General features: G+C 45.5%; 22 protein-coding genes. 13 read left to right on the top strand and 9 right to left on the bottom strand.

Features of this window, described 5'->3' with window-relative positions; all coding sequences use genetic code 11:
- Positions 1–19: 19 nt before the first annotated feature.
- Positions 20–490: a Cd(II)/Pb(II)-responsive transcriptional regulator gene (gene cadR / locus G511_RS0113655; protein ID WP_028470120.1), complete on the bottom strand. Its 471-nt coding sequence runs from the start codon at positions 488–490 to the stop codon at positions 20–22.
- 118 nt (positions 491–608) lie between these two features.
- On the opposite strand from cadR, the gene G511_RS0113660 reads away from it, so the two are divergent.
- The gene (locus G511_RS0113660) at positions 609–2,936 is read left to right on the top strand and encodes a heavy metal translocating P-type ATPase (protein WP_245574033.1); all 2,328 of its coding nucleotides are present in this window, start codon (positions 609–611) and stop codon (positions 2,934–2,936) included.
- A gap of 5 nt (positions 2,937–2,941) precedes the next feature.
- Here the strand turns inward: G511_RS0113660 and G511_RS0113665 are convergent, their stop codons facing one another.
- The 3 genes from G511_RS0113665 to G511_RS0113675 all read right to left on the bottom strand — a co-directional run bounded on the left by G511_RS0113665 (position 2,942) and on the right by G511_RS0113675 (position 7,211).
- A complete protein-coding gene (locus tag G511_RS0113665; protein WP_028470122.1) occupies positions 2,942–4,849 on the bottom strand; it encodes a bifunctional diguanylate cyclase/phosphodiesterase in 1,908 nt (635 codons plus the stop codon).
- Between the two features lie 179 nt (positions 4,850–5,028).
- A complete protein-coding gene (gene phbB / locus G511_RS0113670; RefSeq protein WP_028470123.1) occupies positions 5,029–5,772 on the bottom strand; it encodes an acetoacetyl-CoA reductase in 744 nt (247 codons plus the stop codon).
- Positions 5,773–5,837: 65 nt separating this feature from the next.
- The gene (locus tag G511_RS0113675) at positions 5,838–7,211 is read right to left on the bottom strand and encodes a malonyl-CoA decarboxylase (RefSeq protein WP_245574035.1); all 1,374 of its coding nucleotides are present in this window, start codon (positions 7,209–7,211) and stop codon (positions 5,838–5,840) included.
- A gap of 159 nt (positions 7,212–7,370) precedes the next feature.
- Here G511_RS0113675 and G511_RS0113680 point away from each other — a divergent pair, with 159 nt between their 5' ends.
- From G511_RS0113680 to G511_RS0113720, 9 genes are all read left to right on the top strand, one after another.
- Positions 7,371–7,811, top strand: a complete 441-nt coding sequence (locus G511_RS0113680) for a MaoC family dehydratase (protein ID WP_028470125.1) — start codon at positions 7,371–7,373, stop codon at positions 7,809–7,811.
- 1 nt (position 7,812) lies between these two features.
- Positions 7,813–8,358, top strand: coding sequence for an isochorismatase family protein (locus G511_RS0113685; protein WP_028470126.1), 546 nt, complete (start codon positions 7,813–7,815; stop codon positions 8,356–8,358).
- A gap of 49 nt (positions 8,359–8,407) precedes the next feature.
- Positions 8,408–10,048, top strand: a complete 1,641-nt coding sequence (locus G511_RS0113690) for an acyl-CoA synthetase (RefSeq protein ID WP_028470127.1) — start codon at positions 8,408–8,410, stop codon at positions 10,046–10,048.
- Between the two features lie 41 nt (positions 10,049–10,089).
- Positions 10,090–11,295: a PAS domain-containing sensor histidine kinase gene (locus G511_RS22940; protein WP_036552082.1), complete on the top strand. Its 1,206-nt coding sequence runs from the start codon at positions 10,090–10,092 to the stop codon at positions 11,293–11,295.
- On the top strand, positions 11,288–11,923 hold the full coding sequence (locus G511_RS0113700) for a response regulator transcription factor (protein ID WP_028470128.1): 636 nt from the start codon (positions 11,288–11,290) through the stop codon (positions 11,921–11,923). The genes G511_RS22940 and G511_RS0113700 overlap by 8 nt, the downstream gene beginning before the upstream one ends.
- A 45-nt stretch (positions 11,924–11,968) precedes the next feature.
- On the top strand, positions 11,969–12,589 hold the full coding sequence (gene gmk, locus G511_RS0113705; protein WP_028470129.1) for a guanylate kinase: 621 nt from the start codon (positions 11,969–11,971) through the stop codon (positions 12,587–12,589).
- An 89-nt stretch (positions 12,590–12,678) separates the two neighbouring features.
- Positions 12,679–12,891: a DNA-directed RNA polymerase subunit omega gene (gene rpoZ / locus G511_RS0113710; RefSeq protein WP_028470130.1), complete on the top strand. Its 213-nt coding sequence runs from the start codon at positions 12,679–12,681 to the stop codon at positions 12,889–12,891.
- 84 nt (positions 12,892–12,975) lie between these two features.
- The gene (locus tag G511_RS0113715; protein WP_028470131.1) at positions 12,976–15,084 is read left to right on the top strand and encodes a RelA/SpoT family protein; all 2,109 of its coding nucleotides are present in this window, start codon (positions 12,976–12,978) and stop codon (positions 15,082–15,084) included.
- Positions 15,085–15,247: 163 nt separating this feature from the next.
- Entirely contained in the window at positions 15,248–16,570 is a 1,323-nt protein-coding gene (locus tag G511_RS0113720; RefSeq protein ID WP_245574036.1) for an HDOD domain-containing protein, read from the top strand.
- Here G511_RS0113720 and G511_RS0113725 read toward each other — a convergent pair.
- Complete coding sequence (locus G511_RS0113725) at positions 16,567–18,489, bottom strand: ATP-binding cassette domain-containing protein (protein ID WP_028470133.1); 1,923 nt, start codon at positions 18,487–18,489, stop codon at positions 16,567–16,569. The two genes, G511_RS0113720 and G511_RS0113725, sit on opposite strands and share 4 nt — an antisense overlap.
- A 23-nt stretch (positions 18,490–18,512) precedes the next feature.
- Here G511_RS0113725 and G511_RS22945 point away from each other — a divergent pair, with 23 nt between their 5' ends.
- Both G511_RS22945 and G511_RS0113735 read left to right on the top strand, forming a co-directional pair.
- The gene (locus G511_RS22945) at positions 18,513–19,004 is read left to right on the top strand and encodes a TIGR02444 family protein (protein ID WP_051222057.1); all 492 of its coding nucleotides are present in this window, start codon (positions 18,513–18,515) and stop codon (positions 19,002–19,004) included.
- A 91-nt stretch (positions 19,005–19,095) separates the two neighbouring features.
- Positions 19,096–19,791 (top strand): FKBP-type peptidyl-prolyl cis-trans isomerase, encoded by a 696-nt coding sequence (locus G511_RS0113735; RefSeq protein WP_028470134.1) that lies wholly within the window; start codon positions 19,096–19,098, stop codon positions 19,789–19,791.
- Between the two features lie 42 nt (positions 19,792–19,833).
- Here the strand turns inward: G511_RS0113735 and G511_RS0113740 are convergent, their stop codons facing one another.
- Both G511_RS0113740 and G511_RS0113745 read right to left on the bottom strand, forming a co-directional pair.
- Positions 19,834–20,814 carry a WD40 repeat domain-containing protein gene (locus G511_RS0113740; protein WP_028470135.1) on the bottom strand — a complete coding sequence of 327 codons (981 nt, stop codon included), beginning with the start codon at positions 20,812–20,814 and terminating at the stop codon, positions 19,834–19,836.
- Positions 20,815–20,816: 2 nt separating this feature from the next.
- Positions 20,817–21,290, bottom strand: a complete 474-nt coding sequence (locus G511_RS0113745) for an Rsd/AlgQ family anti-sigma factor (protein ID WP_028470136.1) — start codon at positions 21,288–21,290, stop codon at positions 20,817–20,819.
- A gap of 140 nt (positions 21,291–21,430) precedes the next feature.
- On the opposite strand from G511_RS0113745, the gene G511_RS0113750 reads away from it, so the two are divergent.
- On the top strand, positions 21,431–21,835 hold the full coding sequence (locus tag G511_RS0113750; RefSeq protein ID WP_028470137.1) for a flagellar basal body-associated FliL family protein: 405 nt from the start codon (positions 21,431–21,433) through the stop codon (positions 21,833–21,835).
- 4 nt (positions 21,836–21,839) lie between these two features.
- On the opposite strand, the gene gshA is transcribed toward G511_RS0113750, so the two are convergent.
- On the bottom strand, positions 21,840–23,405 hold the full coding sequence (gene gshA / locus G511_RS0113755; protein ID WP_028470138.1) for a glutamate--cysteine ligase: 1,566 nt from the start codon (positions 23,403–23,405) through the stop codon (positions 21,840–21,842).
- Positions 23,406–23,486: 81 nt separating this feature from the next.
- A complete protein-coding gene (locus G511_RS0113760; RefSeq protein ID WP_028470139.1) occupies positions 23,487–25,784 on the bottom strand; it encodes a Tex family protein in 2,298 nt (765 codons plus the stop codon).
- Between the last annotated feature and the right edge of the window lie 120 nt (positions 25,785–25,904).

Consider the following 25,904-nt stretch of genomic DNA (forward strand, 5'->3'; position numbering starts at 1 on the left):
AGGAGAGATACAGAGGTGTTTATTTAGGTTGATGTGTTTTACATTGGCTACCAGCAACGTGGCTCTGCACTACAAGAGCCTCGGTCAACTCATCCGTAGGCTGATCGAGTTCACGTAAAATTCCACAATCACGCGTGGTCAGGGCTGCATGGCATTGGCCGCGTAGTTCAATAAGCTGTGTTTCCAGTATTGTTAACTCTGCCATTCGGGCTTGCACATGATGTATATGTTCATCAATCAACTCGTTGATAGTTTCGCAACTGTCATCGGGCTGAATGCGCGCTTGTAGCAGTACCTTTATCTCGTTATGGGTCATCGCCAGCGTTCTGCAGCGACGAATAAAAATTAACCGCTCCAAATGCCCCTGATCATAACGACGATAATTATTCGCTGGGTTGCGCAGTGCCGCATGCAATAACCCTTCATTTTCATAGTAGCGGATAGTTTCTACCGTAACGCCAACCTGTTTGGCTAGCTCACCTATTTTCATGTGACCTCCGGATTGACGCGTTTCTAATTATTAGTCGCTTGACCCTAAAGCAACTTCAGGGTGTTTAATGCTAAGCATACGGCACAATGCAGGTAATAACTATATGAAGGGCGATGCTATGAGTGACTCAATCGATAATCGAGTGGATGATCGTATGAAGAGTAATGCAGCAGAGGATGCCGGCACGTGTTGCAGCTCAACGCATAAAAACAGCTCTGTTCCTGAACATACAAAACATGATGCCCAAAGCACTAAGTGTTGTGCTCCTGAGTCTTTATTAGAGTCGCTAAACGCCTCACCCATAGGTCAGCCACAAATAGTCGCTGAGGGCGCACGCACGCCAATACGTATTATGCAGATGGACTGCCCTATCGAAGAAGCATTGATTCGTAAAAAGTTGGGGGGGATGCCGGATGTGCTCAGCATGGAGTTTAACTTGATGCAGCGTATCCTCACGGTAGTGCACACCACGGGCTCATTGGAAAGCGTGCTCGATGCCGTGCGCTCCTTAGGTTTTGAGCCTGAAGTACCAGACGCGCAAGGCCAACTTGCCGATGTGGTCGAGCAAAAAAAGCCGTGGTGGCCCTTGGCTGTAGCGGGTGTAGCGGCCATAGCAGCGGAGGCTGTTTCTTGGATGGCAGCACCTAGTTGGTTAGCCGCTATACTGGCGCTGACCGCTGTGGGGTGTAGCGGCTTAACAATGTATAAAAAAGGCTGGGTGGCGGTTCGCCATGGCGATCTGAATATTAATGCGCTCATGAGTATAGCGGTCACAGGTGCGTTTATTTTGGGGCAGTGGCCAGAAGCTGCCATGGTGATGGTGCTGTTTACTGTGGCAGAGCTTATCGAAGCAAAGTCATTAGATAGAGCACGCAACGCAATCTCTGGGTTAATGCAGCTCACACCCGATAATGCCACCGTTTTGCAAGAGAATGGTTCATGGCAACTGGTGGATGCTAAATCAGTTGTTGTTGGCAGTATTGTTCGCATCAAACCGGGCGAGCGTATTGGTTTAGATGGGCTGATAGTACGTGGCTGCTCCACAATAAACCAAGCGCCTATTACGGGCGAAAGCTTGCCTGTGGATAAAGTAAAGGGTGATATGGTTTTTGCCGGCACTATCAATGAAGCCAGTGCTTTTGAATACAAGGTAACCGCTGCAGCAAATAACACCACCTTGGCGCGTATTATTCACGCCGTAGAAGAAGCACAGGGAACAAAAGCACCTACGCAACGTTTTGTAGATCAATTCGCACGCTTATATACCCCTATTGTTTTTGTTATCTCGTTAGGTGTGGCGGTGTTGCCTCCTCTATTGATGGGCGCTAGCTGGTTTGATTGGGTCTATAAAGCACTGGTCTTGCTGGTGATCGCTTGCCCATGTGCATTAGTGATATCAACTCCAGTGACTATTGTGAGTGGTTTAGCTGCCGCCGCACGGCGCGGGATTCTGATCAAGGGTGGTGTTTACCTGGAAAGCGGCCATCAGCTGAAATATTTAGCATTAGATAAAACCGGCACAATTACGCATGGAAAACCGGTGCAAACTGAGTTTGAAGTGTTGCATTCAGGCAATGATGACACGATCGATGATGTTACGAGAGAATGCCGCCGTTTGGCTGTGAGTTTAGCGGTGCGTTCTGACCACCCAGTATCACTTGCGATAGCTAAGGCTGCTGAAATTGATGGTGCTAACCTAACTCATGCCTATGTGGATAAATTTGAAGCTTTGGCAGGGCGTGGCGTTAAAGGAGAAATAGACGACAAAGTATATATCTTAGGCAACCACCGCTTGATAGAAGAGCTCGGTGTATGTACCCCTGAGCTGGAAATGCGTTTAGCTCGATTGGAGCAGCAAGGGAAAAGCGTTGTGATGCTGGTGGGCAGTCAGCAAGTATTAGCACTTTTCGCCGTTGCTGATACGGTAAAAGAGAGCAGCCGCAAAGCGATTGTCGAGTTGCAGAAATTAGGGATCAAAACCGTAATGCTCACGGGCGATAATCAGCACACAGCAACGGCTATTGCTCAACAAGTCGGTATTGATGAAGCACGGGGTAATCAACTACCAGAGGATAAACTGAGCGCCATTAAAGCAATGGAAGCTGAAGGTTTAGTGGGCATGGTAGGTGATGGGATTAATGACACCCCGGCACTGGCGCGTGCGCATATTGGCTTTGCAATGGGAGCGATGGGAACCGATACCGCTATTGAAACGGCCGATGTTGCCTTGATGGATGATGATCTACATAAAGTGCCTTCATTCATACGTTTATCACGCGATACGCGCACCATATTGATTCAGAATATCTCGCTAGCGTTAGGCATTAAAGCGGTGTTTATGGTGTTAACTCTTATGGGCATGGGCACTATGTGGATGGCCGTCTTTGCTGATATGGGGGCAAGCTTATTGGTGGTTGCTAATGGCTTGAGGCTACTGAGAAAGTAACAGGGTTAGTGCTTGGTTTGTCTAAGTATCTGTTGCAGAAAAACCTCGGGTAGGTCTGGCTTACCATATAGGTAGCCCTGGCCAATCTCGCATTGAGCTTGTGTAATAAAATTTGATTGTTCGATGGTTTCAATACCTTCAGCAACGACATGTAGTTTGAGGTTGCGAGCCATAGATATGATGGCCGTCACCAGATCTTGGTTGCGGCTAGATTCTGCAAGACTTGATATGAAGCTGCGATCAATTTTTACGGTATCAAATGGGAATTTTTGTAAGTAGCTCAGTGACGAATAGCCCGTCCCAAAATCATCAAGTGAAATGCGTACTCCGGACTCGGCTAAAACATTAAGAATTTCTAGGGCTTGAGCTTCATCTTGCAACAGGACGCCTTCTGTTATTTCAACTTCTAGGCAGTGAGGTGGTAGCTCGTAAAATTCAAGCAACTCAAGGATATGAGTTGCCAGCTGGTTATCCCTAAACTGTATGGGAGAAATGTTGACGGCAACATATACTTCAACTTGATGTGTTTTGCACCAATGGGCAGTTTGCTTTATTGCTGAACGAAGCACGAAGTTGCCTATGCTTAAAATAAGACCGCTTTGTTCCGCAATAGGAATGAAACTATCAGGCGGAACACTGCCCAGCATCGAGTTATTCCACCGTAGTAGCGCTTCGGCACCGATGATTTTTCTTGATTGTGTACAGATTAAAGGCTGATAGTGTAATGTTAGTTCTTTATTTTTCAATGCGTTAGATAGCTGGGATTCTATTTGTAGACGGGTGCTTATTTGAGACAGCATACTTAGATTGAAAAACTGATATTGATTATCAGCAGTGGCTTGTTTGCTTATACGTGCAGCACTTGATTTGCGTAATAGTTCATCCATATCTAACGCATCGTCCGGGTATAAGGCAATGCCTATGCTAACTGATAATGGAATGGCCTGCTCCTCTGTGACAACGGGCCTGCTAAAACTGAAGAGTTGGCAAAGCTTGTTGGCTAGTTGAGCAGATTCTTCTGCAATGCTGTGCTCTTGAGCTGTGTAAAGAATAATAAATTGATCGCCACTCAGGTGTGCTAAAAATGCTGTAGCCGGAATGTGCTGTTTGAGTTGGCGTGCTATTGTATGAATGACGTTATCTCCGGCCATATATCCGAAGTTATCATTAATCACTTTCATATTATTAATGCCGACGTGCAAGACCGCGGCTGAAAGAGGGGTTAATGACGCGTTTTCTAACGCTTTGAACTTTTCTTTTAATAACTTTCTGTTTGGCAGTCCTGTGAGAATATCGTAGTGCTTTTGCTGGTAGATGATTTTTTCTGCAGAGTTGCGTTCATCTATCTCTTGGGAAAGACGGTGATAGAGTGTTTCTAATTCATTGGTACGCTGGTGAACACGCTGTTCTAAGTATTCATTGGCATACTGTAATTTGAACGTCTGATATAAAATGGTGAGGCTGGCTTCTACAGATTTTTGGAAACGGTACAATAACTGACGCTTTTGCTCATTATACTGATTGGCTTTGTTGTCTAAGATACATATTGTGCCAAAGGCCTCTCCAGTGGGCCAATTCAGAGGGAGGCCGCAATAAGAAATCATGCCTATTTTGATATCTGGATTATGATCCCATATGGGGTCAACTAAGGCATTCGCTACTAGCAGTTCTGCTTGTTGCTTAATAACGGTTTCACAATATAAGCCTTGGCCTAATTCTTCTTTATGGCCACAGTGGTAAGGGTTGTAGTCGTGCTGACTACTGGCAAATACTTCAATATCTTTAGCATGTACACGCATGATTAATGACGTAGGGATTTCACAAATGCTTGCGATCAGGTCAACAGATTGCTGCCAGCCATCAAGTACGTCATCTGGAATGCCAATAGTGTGGATATTTATAGCATCGTTCATTTTTTATGTAGTCTATAAAAAGTAGCCAATATTATGATAGATGGGATTCTCTGCTTTACCAGTGGCCGCTTGATTTAATAGGCTTCAAACAATAGGCGTGGTGTTTAAATCGTTGAAATAATAAAGAGCTACAAAAGTGTGCAGCTCTATTCGTAGAGGCTTAAAAGCTTTTAAAAGAGTTAAGCCATATATTGGCCGCCGTTTACCGAGATATTGGTACCGGTAATAAAGCCAGCATCATCTGCCGTTAAGAAAGAAACCGCACGAGCAATCTCTTCTGGCTGGCCCAAGCGCCCAACAGGAATACCACCAACAATACTGTTTAATACGTTCTCTGGTACTTGGCGTACCATCGGTGTGTCAATATAGCCGGGTGAAACCGAGTTCACGGTTACGCCTTTTTTGGCACCTTCTTGAGCAATCGCTTTGGTAAAGCCATAAATGCCTGCTTTCGCAGCCGAGTAATTAGCTTGTCCGAACTGACCTTTTTCGCCATTTAGCGAAGAGATGTTAACGATACGCCCCCAGCCGCGATTACACATCGCTTCAAAGATTGGCTGGCTCATATTAAACATAGAGTTTAGGTTCGTGCCTATAACGGCTTGCCACTGCTCCGGCTGCATTTTTTTCAGAGGGGCATCGCGCGTAATGCCGGCATTGTTGACCAGAATATCAACGCTACCTTCGGAGCTTTCTATTTCTTCTAGTAAGCGTTTGCAGTCATTGAAATCCGAAACATCTACGGCCTTCATTGTGATATCAAAACCTTGCTGTTTCATCTCTTCTTGCCAGCTGGCAGCTGCCGCATCATGTCCAGGTACAAAGGTACCCACGACTTTGCGGCCTTGTTCGGCTAGCGCTTTACACATTGATTCACCTAGGCCGCCGTTTGCACCTGTCACTATGGCTATACGTTGCGTCATTTTTTTATCCTTATTCTTTTTAATAGATGATTAATTAAGCTGTTAACTAAGTTTATGATTCAAAGTTAGCTGCTCAGAAGTGATTTAATTGAAGAAGAAAGGCTTCGCTTATTTTGACTAAGATAAGCTTGACTGCGCTTTTCAATGTTGGGCAGATCATATAGGTAATTCACCATAAATCCTGCTGCTTGATTTAGACCGTTCACTGAGGTGTCTGCCATCCAGTTTAACTGGGCTATTTGTGCACCATTACTGAGATGGAAATGTGTCACAGAGTCAGCCGCAGTACCGCCAACACGTTCTGCTTTGGCGAGATAATAAGCGGCTAATTTGCTTAGCGGTGCCTTTAGCTGTGGTTCTGCCAGTTGCTCCATAGTCAGTGTAAGGGCTTGATCTTGTATGTGAGGTAATAGGGCTTTTCCACCGGGTAACTGTTCTAGCTCTTCTGCTGGTTGCTTATGAATCCAGCGAGTAAGGCCCGGTATAGGCGAAAGTGTGGAAAACTGTTTTAAATGAGGGAACTCATGTTGCAGTTCTTTCACAACGCGCTTAATCAAGAAATTACCAAAACTGATACCTGCCAACCCTTGTTGTGCATTGGAGATAGAGTAAAAAATAGCAGTGTCGGCTTGGTCAATATCGCCGACAGGTGCTGTTTCATCTAACAGGGTTTGGACGTTATCAGAGAGCCCTTTTACGAGAGCTACCTCAACAAAAATAAGAGGCTCGTTCGGCATGTTGGGGTGGAAAAACGCGAAGCAGCGCCTGTCTGAGTCTAGGCGATTTTTTAGGTCATCCCAGCTGGTGATGGCATGTACGGCTTCGTAGGCAATCAGCTTTTCTAATAGTTCTGCACTGGAGTGCCAATTGATCTGTTCCAGCTGTAATAGGCCGATATCAAACCAGCTTATCAGCAGCCGCTTAAGGTCTGCTTCCAAAGGTTTTAATTCGGGGTGCTGCTTTCGTAAAGAAAGAATCTGCGCGCGCATATCAACCAGAAACTTGATGCCTTCGGGTAGCTCATTGAAAAGCGTTAGCAGTTTCATTCTGGGGGGCTCAAGTACATTTCTCAGTTGGCGTGCCGCTTCTGCACGGGAGTCGTCACTGGCTTCTTGCCAACGTTCTATGTACTGCTCTACATCCACACGATTGGTATCGTAGTGCAACGCTAAAATAGACAAGAATCGTTGTTGCCCTATAGGGTCCAGCTCTAAATAGCTTTGCCCTAAAGTGGCGGCTCTAGCGCGTGACGCTATTTCTCCGCCCTTGTCCGCAAGGCAGTGATCAATCCATGTTCTGAGAATCGCTTCATCATCGCTGCTTAACTCAGGAGATAAGTTTAATCGCTCTAGCGTAGCGCGGTTATCAGTTGCTTCGCGCCAAGCCAGGCGTATATGACTAAACGTGCGCTCTAAGAAGCTGTTATTTGATGTAGCCACTATGCCTTACCTCGTTTTATGGAGAGGGGTTTACGTGCTTGCTATAAACACGCTAACAAAATAAAAATCAAAAACCAAGGGTTAATACTTGGTTTTTTAAGTGAAAACCATTAGTTTAATAATCATCAACACTTAAAACATGACAGATTTGGGGGATTTATGCAGGAATTACACGGTTTTTATCTGGAAGATTTAGAAGTAGGTCAGACGGCAAATTACGCTAAAACAATCACCGAAGCAGATGTGGTGTTATTTGCTGGCATTTCTGGTGACGACAACCCGGTTCATATCAATGCTGAGTATGCTGCACAAACGATGTTTAAAGATCGCATCGTGCATGGCATGTTTAGCGCTGCGCTAATTTCAGCTGTTTTGGGAACACGTATGCCAGGGCCGGGTGCTATTTATATCGATCAACAAATTAGCTTCAAAGCACCGGTGTACATTGGTGATACGGTAACAGCGACAGCAACAGTGATGGAAATTAATGAGCAGCGCCGCCGTGTGACACTGAAAACAGTGTGTACTGTGAAAGGAAAAATAGTGGCGGAAGGCGTCGCAACTAACATGGTAGATCGTCGTCCAGTAGGGGATAAATAACATGATGTTACAAAAAGATAATTCGTGCTTGATGGTGATTGATGTGCAAGCGCGCTTGTTACCCGGCATCCATGAAAGCGCGAAGCTAGTGGCGTATTGCGACTCACTAGTTGAGCTTGCCCAAGAACTGAGCATTCCTGTTTTTGGGACAGAGCAATACCCAGAAGGGGTAGGCCCTACGGCAGATGGTTTGCGGGAGCGTGTTGGTGAAGGTGAGTTTACAGGTAAAACTTTTTTCTCTTGTGTTGATGCGCCGCAATTCCAAGACAAGCTAAAAACTATTACACAGGATCAGGTTGTGATCTGTGGAATGGAGGCGCATGCCTGTGTTCTACAAAGCGCGATGAGCTTTAAAGCGATGGGCAAACAGGTCTTTGTTGTGGCCGATGCTATTTCTGCTCGTAATCCCAAAGATACCGAGTTTGCTATTGCTCGCATGCGTGAAGAAGGTATCAAGATCATTACGCGTGAAATGGTAGGTTTCGAGTGGCTGCGCCGCTCCGACGCAGAAGGGTTTAAATTGTTTAGCAAAAAATTCCTTCGCTGAGTCAGCACAGCTATATGTAAAGCGGTGCTATACCGCAAGGAGAATAGGTATGGAAAATAACAATAAAAGCCCGTACGAAAGCGGCCTTGATAAGGTGCCAGCTAATTTTGAAGCACTGAGCCCGATTCCTTTCATTGAACGCGCCGCTTCTGTTTATCCTCATCGCCCTGCGGTTATCTACGGTGATCTGCTTCGGTCATGGAAAGATACATATGCACGCTGTTGCCAGCTTGCTTGTGCACTCGAAAAGCGAGGTGTCGGCAAGGGCGATACGATTGCCGCTTTGTTGCCTAACTTGCCTGAAATGCTTGAGTTACATTTTGCAGCGCCTATGATAGGTGCTGTATTGAATGCGCAGAATATTCGTTTGGATGCCGATACTATTGCTTTCATGCTTAATCATAGTCAGGCCAGCGTACTCATGGTCGATGCTGAGTTTGCAGAGCTAGCCCAAAAAGCCCTGTCGCAGTGCGATCATTCGGTGCTGGTTATTGATGTAGAAGATGCCGCCAGCGGGTTTGATGAGCACATTGGCTCTATGACGTATGAGCAGTTATTGCAAGAAGGTGATGCTGCTTATCAATGGCGTTTACCTGATGATGAGTGGCAGGCGATTGCGCTGAACTACACCTCCGGCACGACGGGCAACCCTAAAGGGGTTGTTTATCATCATCGCGGTGCATATCAGAATGCGCTGAGTAATATTTTAGGCCAGAACTTACCCCCACATGCGGTATACCTGTGGACATTGCCAATGTTTCATTGCAATGGCTGGTGCTACCCCTGGTCTGTTACTGCTGTAGCAGGCACGCACGTTTGCCTACGAAATGTACGCGCCGCTGATATTTTTACTGCACTGAGTGCTTATAAAGTCACGCACTTTTGTGGCGCGCCTATTGTTTTAAATATGATGTTGAATGCTCCTGAAGCTGCCAATATTGAACTTGAGCAAGAGGTCACAGTTACAACCGGTGGTGCAGCGCCTCCGGCGGCAATTATTGAGGGAATGGAGCGCTTAGGCATTAAAGTGGTGCATGCTTATGGGCTAACTGAAACCTATGGTCCCAGTGTGTTTTGTGACTTTCAGCAAGCATGGGCAGAGCTACCTATGGAGGAAAAGGCTGTCAAAATGGCGCGCCAAGGTGTGCGAGCACCGGCAGTAGGGCGTCTAATGGTTGCTAATGCATTAACCCTTGAGCCTTTACCGCACGATGGCGAATCGATGGGTGAAGTATTTATTCGCGGCAATACAGTAATGAAAGGCTATCTGGCTAACCCAGAGGCGACGCAGGAAGCGTTTCAAGGAGGCTGGTTTCATACGGGTGATCTAGCGGTGTGCCACCCTGACGGTTATATCGAAGTTAAAGATAGAGCAAAAGACATTATTATTTCTGGTGGAGAAAATATCTCAACGCTCGAGGTAGAAAACACCCTCTATCAGCACCCCGATATTCTGGAAGCGGCCGTCGTTGCCTTGTCTGATGATAAGTGGGGCGAAGTGCCTTGTGCGGTTATTACGCTCAAAGCAGGAGCTGATGCTAGTGCTGATGATCTTATTCAGTTCTGCCGTTCACGCTTAGCGCATTTCAAATGCCCTAAACAGGTAGTTTTCTCGGCTTTACCCAAAACCTCCACCGGTAAGATACAGAAGTTTGCATTACGTGAATTAGTCAAAACAGCGCAACAATGAACACGTCGCTTTTGAGCTAATTTGCTATGATAGGAGGCTGAATGATATTGAGTTCAGGAAATAATCCCCCGATGGAAGCTTCTAGTGCGCAGCAAGGTCAAAGTGCTTTAACAGATGATGCGGAACGTAATCGCTTGCTGGCTGAAATGGCTGAGCAATCTACCGATATGATTTCGCGTCATACACCGCAAGAGTGGCGCTTTATCTATGCATCGCCAGCCGTCACTCACCTTTTGGGTTATAGCGTTGATGAAATTATCGGTATGTCTGCATATGAGTTGTATCATCCTGATGAGGTAGAAGACTTTAAGCGTCGACGTCCTAGCGTGTTCTATGAAAAAGGTTTTTATACGCATACTTATCGTTTTCGCTGCAAAGATGGACATTATACGTGGTTAGAAAGTACTAGTCGCTCGATTCGGGATGAACAATCTGGCGAGTTAAAAGAGATTCTTGTTGTTTCGCGTGATGTTAGCCGCCGCATCGAAGCAGAAGCACGTATGTTGCAATACCAAAAAGAACTTAATCGCGCTTCACGTTTAGTGGTAATGGGAGAGATGGCGTCGGGGCTGGCTCATGAGCTAAATCAGCCGCTAACCGCTATTGTTAACTATGCGCGTGGAATCGAGAGGCGCTTAGAGTCTAAGCAGACTCTTTCATTAGAAGAGGTTACGCCTGTATTGCAGCGGATTACCTCTACGGCTATGCGAGCGGGTGGTATCTTGCATCGCATGATGGATTTTGCACGTAAGCAAGAGTCGGTTAGAGAGCAGCTAGATTTACATGGTCTGATTGATGATCTACTTGAGTTTTGTGCGAGTTCAGCGGCGCAGAATAATGTGTTGTTAGAAAATCGAACACCGGCCATTTTACCTCAGGTGATGGCAGATCGTGTGCAGCTTGAGCAGGTGTTTCTTAATTTGATTTTAAATGCGATTGAGTCTTGTCAGACAAAACCGGAAGATGAGCCATTGTCTGTGTGGATTGATGCTTCTCTGGTGAAGAACGAACAGGTTATAATTTCAGTTTATGACCAAGGTGAAGGCCTTAGTGGCGATGTTGAGCAGTTATTTGAACAGTTCTTCACTACTAAAGCTGAAGGGCTGGGTATGGGGTTATCGATCAGCCGCTCATTGATAGAAGCGCATGGTGGGCAATTGCGCGGTGAAAAATTACCGGGTAAAGGCAGCGCTTTTCATGTGGTGTTACCGCTTTCCCTATCGTCTATTGAGGAGTTGAATGAGTAATCAGCCTAAGCAAATTATTTTTGTTGTTGATGATGATGCTGATGTCCGTGACTCACTCAAGTGGTTACTGGAGTCTGTAGATCTTAATGTGAGGGTGTTTGAAACGGCCCAGCGTTTTCTTGACGGCTGTCCAGAAAGCGCTCAAGGGTGCATCCTCATGGATGTTCGTATGCCAGGTATGAGTGGGCTAAGTGCTCAAACCCAGCTGGCTGAACGGCGCATCTATATGCCGCTGATTATGATTTCAGGTCATGCTGATGTAGATATGGCTGTATCAGCCATGACACAAGGTGCTCTCACTTTCTTACAAAAGCCGTTCAGCGATCAGGCATTGATTGATATTGTTCAACAAGCTCTGTTGCAAGACTCTGCGCGCTGTCACCAAGCAGAATTGATCAGTGATGTGCGTGCGTGCTATGCGAATCTTACTAAGCGAGAACGACAGGTTTTTGATGGTGTGGTTGCAGGTTTAGCGAATCAAGAAGTGGCAGACCACTTGGGTATTAATCGCAAGACGGTAGAAGGGCATCGCGCCAATATGATGGCCAAAATGCAAGCAGGTTCATTATCAGAACTTATCCAAATGTCTGTTGCGCTAGGTCTGGTCAAAAGTTATGGGCAGAACTAAAATTAAAGCTAAAACCGTCTCTAAGAATTTAGGTGTAAATGTAAAATGAGTGTTAAAGGTACCCTTTATATAGTGTCAGCGCCTTCTGGAGCAGGTAAAACCAGTTTAGTAAAAGCGTTGCTCAAGCAAGACCAGCAAGTACGAGTGTCTGTTTCTCATACGACACGTGACATGCGCCCTGGTGAACAAGATGGTGTTGATTATAATTTTGTCACTATGGATGTGTTTGATGGCTTAATTGCGCAGAAGCAGTTTCTTGAATATGCGGATGTGTTCACTAATAAATATGGTACATCTCAGGTTTGGGTTAAAAGTGAGCTGGATAAAGGTATTGATGTCATTCTTGAGATAGATTGGCAAGGTGCTGAGCAAGTACGTCAATTGATGCCTGATGCGGTGTCGATCTTTATTCTGCCTCCATCACAGGATGAACTGCGTAAGCGCTTAACCGGACGCGGCCAGGATGATGTCTCTGTTATTGATTTGCGTATGTCTCAGGCGGTTAGCGAAATGGAACATCACCCTGAATTTGACTACGTTGTGATTAATGACGATTTCGACGTAGCATTAGCGCAGTTACAGGCTGTTTTGACAACGCAACGTTTAAAGCGTGATGCGCAGTGCATACGCCATGCAGACTTGCTGAATGATCTCTTGTCAGTTTAAGCCGTGTAAGGTAAAATTTCGCCCCTTTGGATTTCTTAAGTAAGATCTCCTAAACTGATATTTAAACAAACCAAATTTTGAGGTTTAGCATGGCTCGTGTCACAGTTGAAGATTGTCTGGACAATGTAGATAACCGTTTTGAACTGGTTATGGTTGCAGCAAAGCGTGCGCGCCAGTTGGCAACAGGCGGTAAAGACCCTAAAGTTGATCGCGAAAACGATAAAGATACTGTTGTTGCATTGCGCGAAATTGCAGAAGGTTTGGTTGATAAGTCTATCCTAGACGATATCGCTCAAAGATAAGTTCCTCTTTTTTTAATCGGGCATTGTTCCATCTGGAAGCATTAGTGAGTAGATTATTACTAGCGCGGAAATAATGGAGGAATAATGCCGACGATTGATTTTCTTTCTGACCGATTAACAGACTACCTCGATCTTCAGCAGATCAAGGATGTTCGTCGTGCTTACTTCTATGCAGAACAAGCACATGATGGTCAGCGCCGTAAAAGTGGTGAGCCGTATGTTACTCACCCACTAGCCGTTTCCAGCATCCTCGCTACTATGCATATGGACCATCAAAGTTTGATGGCTGCTATGTTGCATGATGTTATCGAAGATACTGATATTAGTTATGATGGTATTGAAAACCAATTTGGCACATCTGTGGCAGATATCGTTGATGGCGTTTCTAAATTAACCCATCTCGAGTTCGAAACCAAAGCTGAAGCGCAGGCAGAAAACTTCCAAAAGATGGTCTTGGCCATGGCGGAGGATATCCGCGTTATTTTGGTGAAGCTGGCTGACCGGCTTCACAATATGCGTACTTTAGGCGCTATGCCGCCAGACAAACGGCGCCGTATTGCGCGTGAAACGATGGATATCTACGCCCCTGTAGCTGCTCGCCTTGGTATGCGAGATATGCAGGTAGAGCTTGAAGATCTTGCCTTTCAGTCGTTCTATCCTATGCGGGCTAAATATATTCGACGTGCTGTTGTACAGGCGCGTGGTCAGCGTAAAGATATGATCAGCTCAATTGAAGATGCTATCCGAAATCGACTCGACCAGGAGAAGCTACCAGGCATCGTCTCTGGGCGTGAAAAACATCTTTATAGCATCTACTCAAAAATGAAAGCGCAGCGTAAGTCTTTTGCGGAAATTATGGATGTGTTTGCATTTAGGATCGTGACCGATACCGTTGATGAGTGTTACCGCATTCTTGGTGCTATTCATAATCTATATAAGCCGGTACATGGTCGCTTCAAAGACTATATCGCCATTCCAAAAGCTAACGGCTATCAGTCATTGCATACCGAGCTATTTGTCGCACGTGACATTACGATAGAAGTGCAAATTCGTAGTCGCGAAATGGATGCGGTGGCTTCGCTGGGTATTGCTGAACATAGTCATTACAAGGTTTATGGTGATTCAGATAGTGCTGTTGGGTCTTATAACCGCGCTCGAAAATGGGTGTTGGGCTTATTGGAAATGCAAAAGCGTGCGGGTGACTCTATGGAGTTTATTGAGCATGTTAAAAAAGATCTGTTTCCAGATGAAGTCTACGTTTTTACACCTAAAGGGCAGATTCTCGAATTACCACGTGGCGCAACGCCAGTAGACTTTGCTTATGCAGTCCATACGGATGTAGGTAACTCGTGTGTCTCTTGTCGTATTAATAGACGCTTAGCTCCGCTTTCTGAGCCTTTAGAAAGTGGTGAAACAATAGAGATCATTACAACCCGCAGCGCACAGCCCAATATGGCATGGTTGAACTTTGTGGTGACAGGTAAAGCGCGTTCCAGTATTCGACACTTTTTGAAAAACCAACAGCGCCATGAGTCTGTTGAGTTAGGGCGTCGCTTGCTCAATCAGTTTTTAGGTCACTATGGTATTTCAGTTGATGAAATTGATGCAGGGAAGTTGCAAACTCTTCTAGAGGGCGCTGACTTCACTTCGTTGGAAGACTTGCTGGAAGATATTGGCATGGGTAACCGCATGGCTTATGTGGTTGCGCGTAAGTTAAAGCCTGATGAAAGTGACGTTGAGCTACTTAAAGGCCAGAAGCCAATTGCTGTTCAAGGCACGGAAGGCTTGGTTATACAGTATGCTAAATGTTGCCACCCTATTTCAGGTGATCAAATAGTAGGTCATATTAGCAGTGGGCGTGGTTTAGTTGTTCACCGCACTGAGTGCCGCAATATCCGTTATATGCGAGACGATCCTGAGAAATGTATTTATCTTGAATGGTCTGATGTTATGGATGATGAGTTTACTGTCGTCTTGAAGCTAGAAGTTGCATCGTATCGTGGCATTATCGCAAGTTTAGCCACTACCGTATCAGGCACAGGCACTAACATTCTGAAAATAGATATGGGAGAGGAAGAAGGGCAGCTAGCAACCGTTGATATGGAGATAGATGTTGCTGATAGGGTTCATCTTGCTCGGGTTATAAAAAAGTTACGTGCATTACGTGCAGTGAGCCGCGTAACGCGTCTGTAATACTAAGGCCTGTGTTTCTAAAGAAATTCACGCCTTTGCCGATACTCAATCAAAATTGTTCCTTAATTGATGATTAATCGAATGTTTTGCCTATACTCTAGTTAGTAGCTGCGATCTCTGCCGTATCGTTGCTGATAATTTGACTAGGCAAGCCTCGATTGGAGTGAGCACATTGGCTATAGGTGTAAGTACATTAAATAGTGATGCAGGTAAGGGCAATTATGCTCGGTTAGTGTTGCTGCATGACAATGTTGGCAAGGTGTTGGTTTTATTGCCGGCAGCCAAACTACTTAATTTAGTCAGCATTTGGCGAGAAACTGAGCGACATCTACAGCCAGTTAAGGGCGATGACGTAAAACGTTTCTTTAGTCAGAATAAACTGCTCTCAAGAGAAGGGCAGCAAAAGCTATTTTCATTGCCGGTCTTTATAGATAGCACGTTTGAAGATCAGGATATGCTGGATGTAGTCGAGCCTTATAGCTCTTTGCGTTTTACTGCTGATCGCTCTTGGTATTTGGCCAGCATGCGCTCTATACGTATGGGGCTGAGTGTTTCTGATATTGAAAATGTTCAGCCTCAAGGTGATGACGAAACGGTTATTACTCATGCTGTGGAGCGCTTTACAGCATTAAGAATACGTCAGCGTTTGGAAGATACTTTGGGTTTGCCTAGCTTAGCGCCGACTACGCAGAAAATAATCATGTTGCGTTCTGATCCGGCCGCTGGTGTTGACCGTCTTGTTCCTGTGGTGAAAGTGGATCCAAGCTTGTCTGCACAGGTAATGAGTTGGTCGGTTTCTCCTTACTATGCGGCGCCTGGTAGTATTCAGTCGATTGATGATGCCATCATTCGTGTCTTGGGCTTTGATCTTGTGGTGAACCTTGCACTAGGTATTGCTATGGGTAAAACATTGACGCTGCCAGAAGACACGCCACGCAACCAAACACCTTACTGGCAGCAAGCTGTATACACAGCAACGTTGGCAGAGCGTCTAGCTAAGAAAATGCCAGGCGATATTCGACCTAAACCCGGGTTGGTTTATTTGGCGGGTTTACTGCATAACTTTGGTTATGTTGTTTTAGCGCACCTGTTTCCTCCGCACTTTTCGCTCTTGTCTCGTTATATTGAGGCAAACCCGCATTTGCGCTTAGATTATATCGAAAAGCATATTTTGCATGTGACGCGCGAGCAGATTGGGGCGTGGCTTATGGAAAGCTGGTCGTTGCCTAAAGAGATTTATAATGGTGTGCGCTACTTAAATGACCCACTAAACCCTAAGGCTGACGCTTATGCGCAACTGATTCACTTGGCCAATCACGCATTGCGTCAAAATGGCTGGGCAGATGGTCCGGTTGAGGAGACGCTGGATCGTGACGTATTAGCTATTACTGGTCTTACTCAGGCGCAAGTGACTGAAGAGATCGAGCGTATGCAGAACGACAGTGAAATTTTGCAGGACTTTTCAGATTCACTCGCAAGCCATTAATCGGCTGCGAGTGCTAACTCTAGAGTCTCTAAGTTTTCTAGCTGTTCCATCCAGGTTAACTCAGTAGTATCAATCTGCTGTTTAAGCTGAGTTTGAGTTGCCAGAATTTCCTTCAATTTATCTTTGTTGCTTGCATCATATAAGCTACTGTCACCGAGTTGTTCTTCAGTCGAGAGGAGCTTTTCTTGCAGTGTTTCGAGTTGTTTCTCTAGTTTTGAGATCTGTGCTTTTATAGGGCTGAGCTTCTTACGTAGCTCGGCCGCCTCACGCTTCTGTGCTTTACGCTCAGTGGCTGAAAGGGAGCGGTTTTCACGCTCCTCTGTTTCATTAGTGTTTTGCTGCTCACTGCGGCGCTGTTCGGTCAGCCATTTTTGGTAATCATCTAGATCACCTTTAAATTCTTCGACATTACCGTTGGCGACCAATAAAAACTGATCAACCGTATTACGTAATAAGTGACGGTCATGTGAAACCAAAATCACCGCACCTTCAAACTCTTGCATGGCAACAGTAAGTGCGTGACGCACTTCCAAGTCGAGATGGTTGGTCGGCTCATCCAATAAGAGTAGGTTTGGTTTTTGCCACGCGATAAGTGCCAGTGCGACACGTGCTTTCTCACCGCCTGAAAAGCGCTTCACAGGTTCCAGTGCATCTTCACCAAAGAAACCGAAAGAGCCAAGATAGTTACGGACTTCTTGATCTGTGGCTTTAGGAGATAAGCGCATAATGTGAAGTAGAGGTGATGCCTCTAAATCTAACGCTTCTAACTGATGCTGGGCAAAATAACCGACACGCAAGTGTTCGCCTGAGTAGCGCTCACCACTGAGTTGAGCGAGATCGCCAACCAAGGTTTTAATCAGCGTTGATTTACCCGCCCCATTAGGGCCAAGTAAGCCGATACGTGAACCAGGTACTAATGTAAGAGAGATGTCTTTGAGAATGGGGCTACCAGCATAACCACAATTAGCTTCACGCATAGATAACAGAGGGTTGGATACTTTATCACTGCTATAAAAGTGGAAACTGAATGGGCTATCGACATGAGCGGCAGATATCTGCTCCATTCGTTCAAGTTCTTTCACTCGGCTCTGTGCTTGCTTAGCTTTAGAAGCCTTGGCTTTAAAGCGGCGTACAAACTGTTCAATCTCGGCAATGCGTTGCTGTTGTTTCTCATATTGTGCTTGTTGCTGGGACAAGCGTTCTGCTTTAGCACGTTCAAAGGCGCTGTATTGGCCTTTGTACATAATTAATTGCTGTTGGTGCATATGGGTAATATGAGTGACCACCTGATCGAGGAAGTCTCGGTCATGAGATATCAACAGCAAGGTGCCAGGATAATTTTTCAACCATTGCTCCAGCCACATAGTAGCGTCAAGATCCAAATGGTTGGTCGGCTCATCCAATAACAGAATGTCAGAACGGCACATCAATGCTTGAGCTAGGTTGAGGCGTATTCTCCAGCCTCCAGAGAGCGCTTTAACCTCCTTTTGCATATCTGTAGCACTAAAACCTAAACCTGCTAGTAGCTGCTGCCCACGCGCTGAGGCGCTATAGCCTTCAATTGCGTCCAGTTCGGCATGCAGTTCTCCGAGTTGCTCATTCGCGCCATTGGCCTCTGCTTGCTCTAGCGCATGTTGAATGCGCCGCAAGGCTTTATCACCATCGAGCACATATTCAAGCACAGTGCGATTAATCGCAGTGACTTCTTGTGCCATATGGGCAATAGTGAGGTGAGGTGGCAGGTAGCAATCGCCAGCATCGGGTTGTAGTTCACCTAATAGCAGTTTGAATAGGCTAGATTTACCTACGCCATTGGCGCCGATAATTCCTACCTTCCAACCGGGATAGATGGTTAAGTCGGCTTGCTCTAGTAAAAACTGAGTGCCACGGTGTAAGCTGAGTTTAGATAACTGAATCATAGGCGCGAGATTCTACCATAGCTATGCAATTACAAAATCCTCTTTGGGCATTTGCATTAAAAGTTTATTCACATTCTGAGGTGGAGCAGTGTTGTTTGGCGCTGCAAAATGACTTTGGAATGAGTGTGAACCGTCTATTATTTGCTGGTTGGTTAGCTTTTCAGCAAAAATCGATAGACCTACCTGCGTTGGAGCAGAGCCAAGCGAGTGTTTGGCAAAAAGAGATGACACATCCGTTGAGAGTCTTGAGGTATCAACTGAGGCCCCTGCACAAGAAAGAGCCTGAGCTTGGGGCCTTGTACCAAGCGATGCGCAAAGCTGAGCTTGAAGCTGAAAAAATCGAACTGGCTCACTTGCATGCGTTAGCTAATAACTGGCACAAGGTCGTAATACCTCTCGAGGTTCTTATGCCGGGCAATATAGAGCGTTTAGCGGCATTCCCCGGGTCACCTATCAGCGCTGCCCAGCAGAAATTATTAACTTCTCTGAGTCAGCAGATGATGTTGCTAGGATAAGATTCGCTTCTCTTTGAACTTTACGGTTTAATCAGGCACTAACGCTGTAATAAAAACTTATATGAACGATATCAGGTACAAGGAAAACAGAATGAAAAAAACATTACTGGCCATCGCTGTGGCAGGTTCTTTGGTTGTAATGCCGTTGGCTCAGGCGTTTGAACTGAAAACTGATGATCAGAAAGTAAGTTATAGTTTGGGTTTGGTTTTGGGTGAAAAACTTAAGTTAGATCTTGAAACAATGGACCTAGATGCTTTCCAAGAAGGCATCAAAGCTGTATACCAGGGTACGACACCGCTGATGGATTCCCAGCAAGTTGGCGAGACGATGCAAGCTTTCCAAATGCGAAAAATGGAAGAGCAACGTCAAGAAGTCGCGAAATTGGCACAGGAAAATCTAGATAAAGGCCAGAAATTTTTAGCTGAGAACGCTAAAAAATCAGGCGTTACAGTGACTGCGAGTGGCTTGCAGTATGAAGAGACGCAAGCAGGAACAGGTAAGCAGCCAACAGCTGCCGATACGGTTAAAGTTCACTATCGCGGTACGCTTTTAGATGGCACTGAGTTTGATAGCTCTTTTGCACGTAACGAGCCTGTATCTTTTCCGCTTAACGGTGTTATTCCAGGTTGGACCGAGGGTCTACAGCTGATGAAAGAAGGCGGCAAAGCCAAGCTGACAATACCTGCAGAGCTTGCTTATGGCCCTGGTGGCATGCGTGATGCAATCGGCCCGAATGCAACATTACAGTTTGATATTGAATTGTTAGAAGTAAATCCAGCTCAGTAATACGCGTGGGTAATTAAAAAATGGCCGCAATCGCGGCCATTTTTATTTAAGAATATTCATGATGCCATTAGAGCCGATGGCGTAGTACTCGCCGGAGCCGAAACCCACAGCATAAACACTGGTGCTGGTTGGTCCGTATGGGTCACGTTTATGTGCCCGCCAGCGTTTTAGTTCTTTACCTGAGGCACTATTCCAAAGCTGAATCAGACCTGCGGCGGTACCTGTTAATAGCTGATCTCCATTTTGAGAAAAACGGGCAGCGACATAACTCACGCGCTTAGGAAAAAAACCGTCCGTACCAGAGAGTTTTTGTCGTATCTCTCCTGTTTTTGTGTCCCAAATAATGGCTGTATCTAAATTACTTGCACTGAATGCTAGATCGCCCTTTGGCGTGAGTGCTACTACGTCAATAACATTATCTAACGTTATTTGTTGTAGTTGTTCACCGGTTTTTAAATCCCACACGGTGGTTTTGTAATCATCTGAGCCGGTCAATACGGTCAGCGCGTCAGCACTTAGATCAACACTTCTTACACGGCCTTGATGACGTAAGGTGCGTTTAACCCCTCCGTTTTTGATATCGAAGTAGACCGCTTCATGGTTGCCCAGGCCCAGTAGTGCAAAATCCCCTTTTGGTGATAAAACCAAGTCTAGAATTTCGCCTGGAGAGCTCCAAAACCACTCAGGTTTTCCGGTCAGTGTATGCCATAACACAAGGTCTTGCTGGTTTGCTGTTACTGCAAAATCTGCTTCAGGAGAAAATCCTGATTCTGCAATGATAGATCGCTCACCTTTGCGGTGATTCCAGTCAAATAGTCGGGCATTTTTTTTGATGTCCCAAAGGCTTCCACCTTCTTCTTGAGATCCTATAACAGCATAGTGACCGTCTGTAGAGATGTCAGCGCTATATGCGCCTAGCGTCGTATACTCATATACAGAAGAAGGAGAGTTGGCGCTATCACACGCGGCTAATGCACTTGCTAATAAGGGAAAGAGTAATAGCCTGTGTGATCTTTTCAACATTATTATGCCTCGTCCATGACAGTATCGCGGTGCGATGTGTGCAAAATCTCAATTAGTTGATCTTCCAGAGCAAATCGCTCTTCTAGGTTTTCACCTAATTTAGATAGTTGGAAAGAAAACTCTCTGATCTGTTGAACCGTTGGATTCTGAAGAGAAGCGTAACCATCATTAAAATCTAATGCGATGTCAGTCGTTGGCTGGATACGTGGAAAAATTTTCTGTGCTTCTTCTAAACCACCATCGTCAAACTCGCTGCCTTCATGAAGTAGCTTTTCGTATACCTCAAAGTGGCCTGAAGACAAATAATCCATCATTAAAGTGCAGAATGATTCGATGCTCCCTTCAATGTCGCGAACTTCCACATTAGGTAAGGCAACGAAATTACTGATTAGCTTTTGGCGGTGCTCCAGCCAGTTATCAATAACTTCGCTAACACCACCCCAGCGTTCGTGGGCACTTTGGCATTTTTCCAACATGATTGAATCCTTATTCATTAATATATTTTAATATTAATCCCAAGCGACTTTCCTGTGCAATAGAGATCAATTCTGGCGTAGTCGAAATAGGCGGTTATACTTAGCTTAAATTGACTTATCTCAACGGGAGCTTTGACGCTATGCTACTACGTTTTTTCGCCATTGTTATTTTTAGTTTGTGGTTACCAACCGCTTGGGCTGCAGATGAAGAGCAGCCAGTGGAATCCGATTATATAGGATATGTTGAGCTTAAGCCTTTTATTGCTAATTTTGGCGGCTCAGGAAAAATACGTTTCCTTAAATGTGAGGTGACGGTGCAAGTAGGTTCTGAAGCGGCAAATCATGCAATTAACCAGCATATGGCAAATGTTCGTAATGATTTGGTTTTTCTATTTAGTGCGCAGACAGAGGCTGACTTAGAGACAGTCGAGGCACAACAGGTACTAGCCAAAAAGGGGCTGCAATTGATACGAAAATTGCTGGTTGAAGAAGAGGGTGAGGCAATGATTACCGACCTCTTCTTTACCAGCTTTGTGATTCAATAGTGCTTTAGCTTGCTAAATATTCTGCTAGGTATTGATCGAAGTTAAGCGTATCGCTCGCTTCGATCTCTGCCTGAGAGTTCAATGATTTACCGGCTTGCTCAGTGAGTTTTTGTTGAACAGCTTGAGGCAAAGATGACTGCTTAAAGGTGTGACGGTGCTCGGCGCTTTTTTGCATTAACCATTGTGTATGGTTGAGCCCGCTGTCTTTTAGGGCTTTTAATACCTGAGCCGACGGCGTGAGAGAGACATCGTTTAACTTGTCATGCTGGGCCGTTACGCACTGTACATAAGCTTCGTCATTATGAAGCTTACTTAGCATTTGGGCTGTCATTTTTACTTGTTGTAGTACGTCATTCCCCGCACTAGTAAGCGAAACTGAGCCGCTAAGTGTTTCTAGTGTCAACCCTGGTTCACGCCCACGTGAGATGACTTTATCTAGATTCACACTGATCATATCGCATTCGACGTCACTGATCTCATCATCACTCATGAGCAAGCAGCTAATCAAAAACGCATCTAAAAATTTCGCTTGCTGGCTATCAATACCGGTTGGTAGGAATGGATTGATATCCGTGTTGCGCACTTCTATATATTCAACGCCACGTTGTTGTAGGGCATGTAATGGCTTTTCGCCAGGTGCCGCTACTCGTTTGGGACGAATATCACTGTAGTACTCATTTTCAATCTGCAAAATATTGGTATTGAGCTGCTTGTAATGGCCATCAACTTTAGTGCCAATGGCTTCATAAGCACCGTAAGGCGTATGAATAGCTCTGTGTAATGAACTTATATAAGTGTTTAGGTGGTTAAAACAGATATTCAAAGAAGCCTGAGCCTTGTTTGAATAGCCTAAATCACTCATGCGCAATGACGTTGCATAAGGTAAGTAAAGCGTATGATCATGCAGGGTTTCTAAATTGTGTTTTTTCCCTTCCAAGAAGGAATCGCACAATGCAGGAGATGCACCAAAAAGGTAGAGCAATAACCAAGAGTGACGACGAAAGTTTCGGATCAGCCTGAAATATGAGGCTGAACGAAATGCCTGTAATGACTCGGTATTACCTTGCTGGATTTGAAGTGTTTGCCAAAAATCATCAGGGAGCGAAAAGTTGTAGTGAATACCTGCAATGGTTTGCATCATTTTGCCGTAGCGATGCTCAAGGCCGACGCGGTAAATATGCTTTAGCTGGCCAACATTAGAGGCCCCAAAACGAGCGATAGGAATATCGGCTTCATCCTTAATATGGCAAGGCATGCTACCGGCCCATATTAGCTCTTCACCTAAATGCTGGTAACTGAACTTATGCAGCTCTTCAAGGAAGTTGAGCGCTTCTTCAGGCGCTTCAAAAACGGGCGTAATGAATTCCAGCAAAGATTCAGAATAGTCGGTGGTGATATCACCATTGGTCAGTGCCGACCCAAGCCCTACTGGGTGGCCCGTCTGAGATAACTCACCTGAGCCATCAACACGTAGGCCTTCTTTTTCGATGCCATGCAGGATGCCCTTGAAGTGGACGTCGTTGCCGTTGGACACAAGTTGTTCAAGCTGTTTTTTCAGAACTGATGCCAAAGCTTAGCCCTTCCCAGATGATAAAATGGTTAGCATTATAACCAAACTGTTCTTAATAAAGCACAGAAACAGTGAGTTGCATTATTTAACTTTAAAACCTGCAGCTTTTAATCCTGCTGCTAGCCCCGTATTTAAATGTGAGTTTGTATGAGGGCTGCTGGTCTTATTTGACTTAGGTGTTGCCGGCTTAGCTGTGGTGCGCTGGTCAACAGCGGCTGCTTTTGCAGGCTCTGCCTGACTCTTCATTGATAATGCAATACGCCTGCGTGCTTCATCAACGTCAGTGACTCTGACTTGTACAATATCGCCTGTTTTGACCAGTGTGTGTGGGTCTTTTACGAACTGGTCTGATAACTGAGAAATATGTACAAGGCCGTCTTGGTGTACACCGATATCAACAAAGGCGCCAAAGTTAGTGACATTGGTAATTACACCTTCAAGTAGCATATCAAGATGTAGATCTTTGATGGTTTCTATGCCGTCGGCAAACTGCGCTGTCTTGAATTCAGGGCGCGGGTCTCTGCCTGGTTTATCTAGCTCAGCAATAACATCACGTACGGTGTATTCACCATATTGAGCTGATACAAACTGTTGCGTTGTGAGTGTTTTGATTAAACCACCATTGCCCATCAGCTCCGTTGTTTTACAACGCAATGTATCCGCCATGTTGTCTACTAGCGCATAGGACTCCGGGTGAACCGCGGAGTTGTCCAGTGGTTGCTTTCCTTCTCGTATTCTAAGAAAAGCAGCGCATTGCTCAAACGCTTTTGCGCCCAGTCTTGGTACTTTCAACAATTGTTTACGGTCGGTGAAACGGCCTTCCTTGTCACGGTAATCAATAATGTTTTGAGCCGTCGTGCGGTTTAGCCCAGCGACCTGTGTAAGGAGTTCGCAGGAGGCGGTATTCAGGTCAACACCGACATGGTTTACACCGTCTTCGACCACATTTTCTAATGATCCGGCGAGTGATTTCTGATCCACATCGTGCTGGTATTGGCCAACGCCGATGGCTTTTGGGTCTATCTTTACGAGTTCTGCCAGAGGGTCTTGTAAGCGACGAGCGATAGATACAGCACCACGAATAGTAACATCCAAATCAGGGAATTCACGGCTGGCAAGTTCTGATGCTGAGTACACAGAGGCACCTGCTTCGCTGACCATAACGGCGGTAAAGTTTAATTCTGGATGGCGTTTACTAAGGTCTTTTGCGAGCTGCTCTGTCTCCCGTGATGCGGTACCATTGCCAATACTAATAAGCGACACTTTGTATTTGGCAGTAAGCTTTGCAAGCGTATTCAATGCTTCGTCCCAGCGTTTGTGGGGAGCATGTGGGTATAAGGTACAGTGGTCGAGTAATTTCCCAGTGGCATCAACAACTGCAACCTTAGTGCCGGTTCTTAATCCAGGGTCTAGCCCTATGGTTACTTTAGGGCCCGCAGGCGCTGCGAGTAGTAAGTCTTTAAGGTTGCGAGCAAAAACATTAATTGCTTCCGTCTCGGCTTCTTCTCGTAAGCGCTTAAGAAGATCTGTCTCAATTTGTTTATGTAGCTTTTGAGTCCATGTGTGTTCCACGCAATTTTGTAGCCAGCGCTCGCGTGTGCCGTTGCCTGATGGTGTGCCCACATGCTGTTGAATGATGTTGATAGGCTCTTGTTGCATGCCTGGTTCAGCCAGTAATGCAATTTTAAGTTCCCCCTCTTTGTTACCGCGAAACATTGCCAGTGCTCGATGCGAAGGCATCTTTCGAATAGGCTCTTTATGATCGTAATAGTCACGGAACTTACTGTCGTCTGATGCTTTGCCGCGTGCCACGCTAACGGTGGTGATACCGTTACTCCATAGCCAGCTGCGTAGTCGATTAAGAAGGTCTGCTTGTTCTGAAAATTGCTCCATCAGGATTTGTTGTGCTCCAGCTAATGCGCTTTCCTGATCAAGAACCTGCTTTTCTGGGTTAATGTATTGCTTTGCTGCCTGCATTGGCTCGCAAGGTGTTTTCAGCAATTGCAGGGCGAGTGGCTCAAGGCCTGCTTCACGTGCCACCTGTGCTTTAGTACGGCGTTTAGGGCGATACGGTAGATATAAATCTTCTAGGCGTACTTTGGTATCTGCAGAGGTGATTGCTATTTTTAGATCGGCTGTTAGTTTGCCTTGTTCTTCAATACTGCTAAGAATCGCCTGTTTACGGCTTTCTAAAATTCTTAAGTAATCGACTCTTAGCGCTAATTGGCGTAACTGAATGTCATCTAAAGCTCCGGTGATCTCTTTACGGTAACGCGCAATGAACGGCACAGTAGCGCCTTCGTCCAATAAGGTGATAGTGGCAGCCACCTGTTGTGTACGAACGCCGAGTTCCTGAGCTATTTGAGCAGCGAGAGTCATAAAGTTATCCGGTTGATTAGGTGAGTTGTTAATATGCGTAAAAATACTATGTATAAGGCTAACAGGCCATGACAATAGACGTGAAAATATTGATTAAGGGAGGGTTAGGCCTCCCTTATA

The organism is Neptunomonas japonica DSM 18939 (assembly GCF_000422765.1).
Classification (GTDB): Bacteria; Pseudomonadota; Gammaproteobacteria; order Pseudomonadales; family Balneatricaceae; genus Neptunomonas; species Neptunomonas japonica.